This is a genomic window from Streptomyces sp. NPDC006265, from assembly GCF_040613555.1.
Taxonomy (GTDB): Bacteria; Actinomycetota; Actinomycetes; order Streptomycetales; family Streptomycetaceae; genus Streptomyces.
On the sequence record NZ_JBEXSH010001092.1, the window covers coordinates 1 to 2,569 of the forward strand.

Genomic DNA, 2,569 nt, shown 5'->3' on the forward strand with positions numbered 1-2,569 from the left:
GGGCGGCTCTCGACGCCGTCTACGCGGCCGTCGTCACGTACGGCGAGGACCATTCGGCCCTCCTCGCGGAGGTCTGGTCCTTCTGCGAGGAGCGGCCCGCGTCACCGGGGCCCCGGTTCACCCCTGACCATCCGCCTCCCAAGCCCGGGCAACGCATCGGAAACGCGGGGGAGATGGCCGGTCGGCAGCGCTTCCCGCGGCAGGAGTGGGGGCGCGGGCCCCGCGTGTGACGGAGCGTAACCGCCAGCCGTCCCGCGGCCCGGGGGACGGCATCGCCGCCCGACGAGGCACGGGGCACGTGAGTGACCCCGCCCCTCCGGGTACCCGGCCCGTCCCGCCAGGACCGGCCGGGCGCCGCTCGCGGCATCGACCCGGCAGGCCGCGGCCCCGAGCCGAAGGAGCCCACGCACATGACGGACGTATCCGGCACCGGCCCCGCACCGGGCGACGACCGCAACGTACTCACCAACCGGCAGGGCCATCCGGTCCACGACAACCAGAACCAGCGCACCGTCGGCGCCCGCGGTCCGGCCACGCTGGAGAACTATCAGCTCCTCGAGAAGATCAGCCACTTCGACCGGGAACGCGTCCCCGAGCGCGTCGTGCACGCCCGCGGCGTCACGGCCTACGGCCACTTCGAGGCCTACGGCACCTGGGGCGACGAGCCGATCAGCCGTCACACCCGGGCCGAGCTGTTCCAGGAGCGGGGCAAGCGCACGGATGTCGCGGTCCGCTTCTCCACCGTGATCGGTGGACGCGACTCCTCGGAGGCCGCCCGCGACCCGCGTGGTTTCGCCGTGAAGTTCTACACCGAGGACGGCAACTGGGACCTGGTCGGCAACAACCTGGGCGTCTTCTTCATCCGCGACGCCATCAAGTTCCCGGACGTCATCCACGCCCTCAAGCCGGACCCGGTGACCTTCGAGCAGCAGCCGGGCCGCATCTTCGACTTCATGTCGCAGACGCCCGAGGCCATGCACATGCTGGTCAACCTGTTCAGTCCGCGCGGCATCCCCGCCGACTACCGCCACATGCAGGGCTTCGGCGTCAACACGTACAAGTGGGTGAACGCCGAGGGCGAGACCAAGCTGGTCAAGTACCACTGGATGCCCAAGCAGGGCGTGCGCAGCATGACCGAGGAGGACGCGGCCAACGTCCAGGCCGACACTCTCGGCCACGCCACCAAGGACCTGTACGAGTCCGTCGCCCGCGGTGACCACCCGGAATGGGAGCTGCTCGTCCAGCTGATGGACGACCACGACCACCCCGAGCTCGACTTCGACCCGCTGGACGACACCAAGACCTGGCCCGAGCAGGACTTCCCGCCGCGGCCGGTGGGCCGGATGGTGCTCGACCGGATGCCGAAGGACTTCTTCGCCGAGAACGAGCAGATCTCCTTCGGTACCGGCGTCCTCGTCGACGGCCTGGACTTCTCCGACGACAAGATGCTTGTAGGCCGGACTTTCTCCTACAGCGACACCCAGCGCTACCGGGTCGGCCCGAACTACCTCCAGCTCCCCGTCAACCAGGCCAAGAACGCCGACGTGCACACCAACCAGCGCGACGGCCAGATGGCCTACCACGTCGACGGCGGAGCTGAGAACCCGCAGGTCAACTACGAGCCGTCCATCACCGGTGGCCTGCGCGAGGCCCGTTATCCGACCCACGACGAGCAGGGCCCCGAGATCCACGGCCGGCTGACCCGCAAGCGCATCCCCCGCACCGACGACTACCTCCAGGCCGGGCAGCGCTACCAGCTGCTGGAGGACTGGGAACGGGACGACCTGGTGAAGAACTTCATCGGTCAACTGTCCGGGTGCGACCGGGCGATCCAGGAGCGCATGGTCTGGCACTTCCTCCTGGTCGACAACGACCTCGGCCTGCGGGTCGGGGAGGGCCTGGGCATCGGACCGGAGGACGTGACCTCTCTGGAGCCGCTGGCGAGCCAAAACCTCACGGACGACGACCGCGAACGCCTGGCCAACCTGGGCAAGAACAAGCCGCGCGACGTCGAGGGCCTCACCATGACCCACTGCGTCCCCGACGCACGGCACGTCATGACCCGCTGACCGCTCACCCCTCCAGAGCCGTACGGGCCACCGCGAGGGCCTGTTCCGCATAGCCCCGGCCGAACAGCACGGTGTGCACCAGCAGCGGAAACAGCTGGTGCACGCCGACGCGCTCACGCCAGCCCCCGGCGAGCGGCGCCTCCTCCTGGTAGCCGTCGAGCACCTGCTCCAGATGCGGACAGCCGAAGAGGCCCAGCATCGCCAGATCGGTCTCGCGATGCCCACCGTGCGCGGCCGGGTCGATCAGCCACACCCGACCGTCGGCCGCCCACAGCACGTTGCCGCTCCACAGATCGCCGTGCAGCCGCGCGGGCGGCTCGGCGGGCCCCGCCAACCCCGGCAGTTCCTCGCACAGACGCTCCACGACGGTCGCCTCGCCGGCCCGGACGGTGCCCTGGTCGACCGCCCGCCGCAGATAGGGCAGCACACGCTGCTCGGCATACCAGCGCGGCCAGTCGGCCGCGGGCTCGTTGTGCATCGGCGCGAGCCCGATGAACGCC

2 protein-coding genes and 1 pseudogene are annotated in these 2,569 nt (G+C 70.2%); 2 read left to right on the forward strand and 1 reads right to left on the reverse strand.

Annotation, left to right across the window (positions count from 1 at the left end):
- A pseudogene (locus ABZ281_RS45620) lies at nucleotides 1-230 on the forward strand (hypothetical protein); the annotation flags it as partial.
- A gap of 180 nt (nucleotides 231-410) precedes the next feature.
- Nucleotides 411-2,069 carry a catalase gene (locus tag ABZ281_RS45625; protein ID WP_356664304.1) on the forward strand — a complete coding sequence of 553 codons (1,659 nt, stop codon included), beginning with the start codon at nucleotides 411-413 and terminating at the stop codon, nucleotides 2,067-2,069.
- Nucleotides 2,070-2,073: 4 nt separating this feature from the next.
- Here ABZ281_RS45625 and ABZ281_RS45630 read toward each other — a convergent pair.
- The coding region (locus tag ABZ281_RS45630; RefSeq protein WP_356664306.1) for a fructosamine kinase family protein at nucleotides 2,074-2,569 on the reverse strand (496 nt) is incomplete at its 5' end.